Annotated in this window: 6 protein-coding genes and 1 pseudogene; 4 read left to right on the forward strand and 3 right to left on the reverse strand. The window is 70.2% G+C overall.

Annotated features, from left to right (window positions below; genetic code table 11):
- Positions 1–4 precede the first annotated feature (4 nt).
- Positions 5–457, forward strand: coding sequence for a hypothetical protein (locus tag ACIBQ8_RS50565; protein WP_397171623.1), 453 nt, complete (start codon positions 5–7; stop codon positions 455–457).
- 444 nt (positions 458–901) lie between these two features.
- Here the strand turns inward: ACIBQ8_RS50565 and ACIBQ8_RS50570 are convergent, their stop codons facing one another.
- The 3 genes from ACIBQ8_RS50570 to ACIBQ8_RS50580 all read right to left on the reverse strand — a co-directional run bounded on the left by ACIBQ8_RS50570 (position 902) and on the right by ACIBQ8_RS50580 (position 4,132).
- A complete protein-coding gene (locus ACIBQ8_RS50570; RefSeq protein ID WP_397195838.1) occupies positions 902–2,143 on the reverse strand; it encodes a hypothetical protein in 1,242 nt (413 codons plus the stop codon).
- A gap of 93 nt (positions 2,144–2,236) precedes the next feature.
- A complete protein-coding gene (locus ACIBQ8_RS50575) occupies positions 2,237–2,782 on the reverse strand; it encodes a hypothetical protein (protein WP_397195839.1) in 546 nt (181 codons plus the stop codon).
- A 45-nt stretch (positions 2,783–2,827) separates the two neighbouring features.
- Complete coding sequence (locus ACIBQ8_RS50580) at positions 2,828–4,132, reverse strand: recombinase family protein (protein ID WP_397195840.1); 1,305 nt, start codon at positions 4,130–4,132, stop codon at positions 2,828–2,830.
- Positions 4,133–4,390: 258 nt separating this feature from the next.
- Here ACIBQ8_RS50580 and ACIBQ8_RS50585 point away from each other — a divergent pair, with 258 nt between their 5' ends.
- From ACIBQ8_RS50585 to ACIBQ8_RS50595, 3 genes and pseudogenes are all read left to right on the forward strand, one after another.
- Entirely contained in the window at positions 4,391–4,690 is a 300-nt protein-coding gene (locus tag ACIBQ8_RS50585) for a hypothetical protein (protein ID WP_397195841.1), read from the forward strand.
- Between the two features lie 192 nt (positions 4,691–4,882).
- On the forward strand, positions 4,883–5,194 hold the full coding sequence (locus ACIBQ8_RS50590) for a hypothetical protein (RefSeq protein ID WP_397171637.1): 312 nt from the start codon (positions 4,883–4,885) through the stop codon (positions 5,192–5,194).
- An 821-nt stretch (positions 5,195–6,015) separates the two neighbouring features.
- A pseudogene (locus ACIBQ8_RS50595) lies at positions 6,016–6,113 on the forward strand (YbhB/YbcL family Raf kinase inhibitor-like protein); the annotation flags it as partial.

Raw genomic sequence — 6,113 nt, forward strand, 5'->3', positions numbered from 1 at the left:
AAACGTGCTGGACCTCGACGAGCCGGAGGCGACGCCGGTCGGCTGCTTGCCGAAGCTGCTGACCGGCGTCATCGTCGTCCTGCTGCTCGCGGCGCTCACGGTGGTCGGCCTGGTCGTGTGGGCGCAATGGTCGATGCGTTCCCACCTGGAGGAGGGCGAGGAACACGACCGGGCCTTCATGAGCCGGCAGGCGGCGGAGATCGTCGTACGTCTCGAGAAGGCGGCAGCCGACGGCTCACTTCCGGACAAGGAGATCCACGAAGCGGTCTACAGGTTTGCCTGGCACGCCGAGCGCCCCGACGGGCTGGTGCGGATCGTGGTCAAGATCCCGTCGATCACGGCGATTCCCGACCGCTGTTACTCCTACGAACTGAAGGGGCCGCGGCCCAAGCCGGTCATGAGCGAGATGCCCGCCTGCTCTGAGGCGACCTTCCACAATGAGCTGCGAACCCCATGAGACGGCGGGCGCGCTCCGCGCTCAGCAGCTCGTGTGTCGCCAGGTTCAGCGTCGGCATGGTCCGGGAATCGGGCTCGGGGCGTCTTCATCACCGTGACAACGGCCGCGTCGCGACCTCCATCACGCCCGCCGCTCGGCGGCTGGCCGGGCGAAGAAGGCCAGCCCGACGCTGCTGGACGCCGGAGTGCCCAAGGAGCCCGGGGCCCGGATCGGGTCGGGTCAGTAGCTCGGTCACGGTGTCGTCCCAGGGGCGGACTGGTCATCTGGATGCTCACGCGCAGGCGCGGTGGCACGGTGGGCGGGATGCACGAAAGCTCCTTCACAGAGGGGCAACACCTGGGCTACCGCCACGGAAACGATCATTTTCTAGGTATGAACTGATCTTCAACCCTTCCTGCTCGGAGGGCAGTCTGAGTCGTGAATTCCCGTGCGCTACGTCAAAGGTCAGCTGGCGGGGTGCAGGCGCCGGTGCAGGACGCCGTCCTGGATGTGCTGGTACAGGAACCGGGAGAGGGCGGCCAGCTCATGACCGGGGTCTCGGACGGGTGGTGCGGCGGGCGGCAACCGGCTGGTGCGGCGGCGGGTGGGGGCCGGGCCACGGCGTTTGAGCGGGAGGCCGACGGCGGTGGCGTAGAGCTTGGCGGCTCTGGCGTCGATGACGTGGATCCCGGTCTCGGCGGGCGGGGCCAGCCGCGGCTCGTCCCACTCGTCGTGATCGCGGCTGGGCGGCTGGAGGGCAGGCAGCGGGTCGGTGCCGGCGGCGGCCGCGGCGAAGGCGGCCAGGGCGGCAGCGGTGAAGTCGCGGGCGGCACGGGTGGCGCGCTGGTGAAGGTCGCGGGTGTGCTCGGCGGCCAGAGCGGCGCGCCGGCGGGCGGTCTCCACCCACAGGTCGTGCCGGGCGGCGATCTGATCGGCGACCGGTCCGGGCAGGACATCGTCACCTGCCGGGGGCGAGGCGGCGGCTTCGGTGTCGGCTTGCTGCTGGGCGGCGTGAGCGGCCCGCCACGCCCGGCACAGCACCCGGTAGAGGGTGTCGTGCTCGGCCAGGATGTCGTCGGCACGCTGGGGCCAGGGTTCAGCGTCGGCGCCGTCAGGATGCAGAGCATCGACGTCGGGGTGGGCCGCGGCGTGCGCGGCGTGATGCTCGCGGTAGAAGTCTCTGCCTCGCGCAGTGATCTCGTACCCGTACCCGGCACCGACGTGTTCGGCCAGCGGCGGGACGTGCTTGTCGATGAGGACCCGCTCGATGGTGGGCGAGTGCCGCCACTTCAAGGGCTCACCGTCCTGGTCGGCGCTCCACAGCAGTGCCAGGACCTCCCAGGCCCGGCGTGACAGCGCGGCCTGTCGGGGCGGTCCCGGCTGCAGGGACAGGCCAGCGCGCGCGGCGGCGCGGCCCGCGCGGGTGAGCGTGACCGTCAGCATCTGGCCGAACATGGTGGGCCTGGCGCCCTGGCTGATCAGGCCACGCTCAGCCCGCGCGGCCATCGTGGACCCGTTGCCCTGGTTGTCCCATCCGGCGGCGGCCAGGCGCACTTGCATCGTGGTCCGTCCGAACAGGCGGCGGTCGGCCGGGTCGTGCGCGAATTCCAGCGCCCGCCACTGCGAGGCCGGGCGCGGATCGAAGTCACCGCGCGCTCCACGCTGCTGGTGCTCATGCTCCGCTGCCTGGTCCAAGCTGTAGATCACGGCCCAGGGTGCCTTGTTGCCGGTCGTTGAGCTCGGTCCAGGCGGTCAGCGCTTTGGCCGCGGCCGTGGGCCGGGATGAGGGTTTCGTGCTGGTCATCGCGTGCCTCCGATGACGCCTGCGGTGAGGCCAGTGAGGTGAGTGAGGTCATGTAGGACGGTGCCGGCGGGATCGCCGAACAGAGGGCCGGGGATGGCCAGCATGGCGTCGATGGCGGCGGTGCGGGTCTGGGCGCGGGCCACGGTCCGGCCGTCGGGGGTGAATGCCTGCCAGCGCGTGCCGGCGCGGCCGATGGTGGTCCGGCGGACGGTGCCCAGGACGATCGGGTCGCCGTAGTCGTCGACCACGCCCCGGTAGCCGCCGTCCTGGCGAGGCGGGTTGAGTGCGGCGGCGGCCAGCTGGGCCTGGGTGTAGGGACAGATCGGCCGCTCGTTCTTGGAACGTGCCTTGGCGCGGCGGGCAGTGTGGGCGGCCGCGGGCAGATCGGGCAGCGGCGCCGGCGCGTACAGCGCCGCGAACAGCGCCATGGCGGTCTGCACCTTGCTGGTGCTGGCCGACCCCTGGACCGGGCCCCGATGGGTGCAGGCGACGTAGCGGCCTGTCCGGTCCTTTTGCAGCCAGCCGACGCAGCGGCCCCGCACGATGACGTCCTCCCGCCCGAGGACGCGGCCGCGCAGCAGCGACCATTACGCCAGCGAGGCAGGATCCAGCTCCAGCAGCCGGCCCAGGTGGTCGCGCACGCCCTCGGTGCTCACCGTTGTGCGCAGCGCGTCGGCAAGGACCTGCGCCAGGTCGCCATCAACCAGGTGGGTAGCCCCCGCGTCGCCGTGGACGCGCCAGGTCGCACCGTCGTGGTCGGCCCAACCGGCCCGCTGCCCGTCCACGATGATCAGATGCGTGTCACGGTGCAGCCGCTCCAACGTCACCGCCGCGCCGGGGCGCGAGCCTGCCAGCAGGGCATGCAACGGCTCGCCGGGCCCGCCGCGATCTGCCGCCTGGCCGGTGCCGGCGGTGGCGGCGGGGGACTGGCCTTCGCGTTCAGGCACGCGGGGGAGACGATCGGCCAAGCGATCGGCCACAGCGGTGAGGGCCGGCGCGCTGGGGGGTGTCTGCCGGTCGTTGGCCAGCGCCTCCAGCACCGGCCAGGCCGCCCGAGACGCCTCCATCAGGTCACCGTCGCTCAGGTCACCGTCGCCGCGCTGCCGCTCCCACACGGTCAGGAACTCCGCGGCCGGTACGGCCAGCGCCACACCAGGATTGCCCTGCAGTTCGCTGTCGAGCTCGTCCGCCAGATCGGCCAGGAGGCCAGACAGCGTCTTCACGCCGCCCTCTTCCTCATCCGGCTCGGCGAGGGCAGCGGGGGTAGCCATAACCCGGGCTGCCCCGGCGTACCCCGGGGCGGCATCTGCGTTCGGTGTCTCGAGTACGGCTGCCTGCTTGGCTTCGGTCAGGGTCTTGTGGACGACGCCGACGGAGACCTTCACGCCGGCGGCGATGGAGCGGATGGATTCACCGCGTTCGCGGCGGGCCAGGATGGCGGCGCGCTTGTCGGCGTCGACTACGGGCCGGCGGCCACCGACCCGGCCGCGGCGGCGGGCCGCCTGCAGGCCGTCTTTGGTGTTGCGGGCATGGTTGCGGCGTCGATCCTGTGCCAGTGCCAGGGCCAGCTCCAGGAGCAGGGAGCGCTCGGTGTGCTCGCCGGCGGCGACGCCCTCCACCACCTTGACGCCGACGCCGCGCTGGAACAACTCGCTGAGGACAATCAGCCCCTCCAGCAGGTTACGGCCGAGCCGGTCGACCTCCTGGACGGCCAGCAGGTCGCCGTCCCGCAGATGCGACAGCGCGGCCAGCAGCTCTGGCCGGTCGTCGATGGCGAGCTTGCCGCTGGTCGGCTCCTCGACAATTCTCCGGCACACCGGGTCGAGGGCCTCGTGCTGCCGGATGGTGTTCTGACGGTCGGTGCTGACCTGGACCAGGCCGATGAGCGCCACGTCGTCTGCCTCGTGTTCATCAAAGGAATCTTGTGATGTAGATGAACACTTTCGGACGCGCTTGGAAGATGAACCTCATCATGGCCATCTGAGCATGACGCGCTCGAGTGGCCCACGCGCCCCTGTCGCCCTCCCTGGCCTCCGCCGTGCGTTCATCAAACGGTTGTCGTTGTCATCCGAACGCAGGCCGTCGGCGCGGTATCCCGATCGTCGGTCCCCTCCTCCCGCGGAAGGCCGGACCGACAACGTCCCACCCCCATGAACCTCACCCAAGATCATTCTCAGCGCCAACGGCGGTTCCTGGGTTCCCCGACCCCGGAGATCAACGCGCTCACGGCCGCCGGCGACGCGCACGCTCGGCGTGCCGACGCGGCCGACCAGGAAGCCAGCCGGGAACGCGCCGCCCGCGAGGACCTGGCCACGCAGCTTCGTACCGCCCAGACCGCGCTGCAGGAGGAGAGAACCAAGCGGACCGAGCTGGACAGGCAGCTCACGGCGTTGCGCACTGAGGTCGATCAGCTGCGCGTCGCCGAGCGTGGCCGTGGCAAGAGCAAGTAGGCCCGCAGCCCAAGTGCGCCTCGAAGCAAAGACGGCCGGGTTAGCCATAAAGGCAGGAGCCCAGGGCGGGAAGGTCCCTCTTGCGTCTGAGAAGTACCCGGAAGAAGGATGTGTCACCTGCGATAGTTACATATCGTAATGGTTCCACTACACACTGTGGTGTGCTGGTTGACCTACGCGAAAGGATGCCCGATGCGCCCCATCCCTACCGCCCTCCTGGCCGCAGCCGCCGCAGGAGCGCTCGCCCTCACCGTTGCCGCCCCCGCCGCCGCAGCACAGGGTTTGGTGGTGATCGAATCGGTATCCCGCCAGATGGAGGTGATCCATAACCCGGAGCCCGGCGTCTGCCACCAGGGCTTCACGGAAGAATCCATTATCTCCAACCACACCCGGGGCATGATCCTGGTCTTCCCGGACGAGAACTGCCGGGTCCAGGTCTTCATCCCGGTTCCCCCAGAGGGCAGCATTATCGGCAGATACGCGAGCTTCCAGGCGATGAGCTGAGTCCGACCGCAACCCGGAAGCGCGCGAGTCCATCGCACTCACCCTCGGACCGGCGACCGGCCCTTATGCCAACCCGCTGCCCCTTCAAGGCGTACTTGGGGCTGCGAGCCCGAGTACGCCTGACGGTAGGAATCGCGTCGCCCTGCCCAAACGAGTGGGAGGCTGCCCTTGGTCTATCCCCCGGGTGGGCCCGTGCTCGACGCCCGCGGCCGGTGGCGGGGCGGTCGCTGCGGCCATGCCGGGGTGATCACCACGGCGCCGAGCATCTGCTCCAGGAGCACGATCCCCTCGACCTCGCTCGGCGGCGGCTCGCTCGCCACCGGTGGGCCCGGATCGACGTCGTCGGGTGGAACGGGGCGGCCCTCGATCTCGTCTGTGGGGCCGGTCGGCCACGGCACCGGGTCGGCGTCTGCGCGGGCCTGAGAAAGATCAGTACGGGATCTGGCGCTACGGGCGGGCCGGTGGGCGTCGGTCGCCGCCGGGAGGCCCCAGGAGGCGATCACAGCGTGCCACAGCTCGTCTTCCACATGTTTGGCGAGCTGTGCCGCAGGCCCATACCGGCTGACTAGGCCCGGCGCGCGGGTCGGTGCCATGAAGTGCAAAGTAGCTCTCTGTAACCGCTTGTGAGTGTCGACAGACCCTCGTCTGTCGACACTCGCGCCGAAAGCCGCGAGGTCGCAGGTGGTGAGTGTCGAAAACTCGTGTCGAGAATCAACGTCGGTGAACGGTTCGGTACGTGGATTCCGACAGGCACCGGTACGACGCCCTGACCTCGGGATACGCCTTTACTTTGCGGCCTATGACACCGACCCGAGCGGAGGGCCTGGAACGGCGCCCCCGAGGGGACGAAGAGCTACGCCGTCACGGTGTACGACCCGGACGCGCCGACCGGCTCCGGGTTCTGGCACTGGGCCGTGGC

It is taken from the genome of Nonomuraea sp. NPDC049646 (assembly GCF_044465525.1).
GTDB lineage: Bacteria > Actinomycetota > Actinomycetes > Streptosporangiales > Streptosporangiaceae > Nonomuraea.

Excerpts from the sequence above, each read along its gene's own strand:
- ACIBQ8_RS50585 (WP_397195841.1), top strand. The coding sequence starts at position 4,391 with ATGAACCTCACCCAAGATCATTCTCAGCGCCAACGGCGGTTCCTGGGT.
- ACIBQ8_RS50590 (WP_397171637.1), top strand. The coding sequence starts at position 4,883 with ATGCGCCCCATCCCTACCGCCCTCCTGGCCGCAGCCGCCGCAGGAGCG.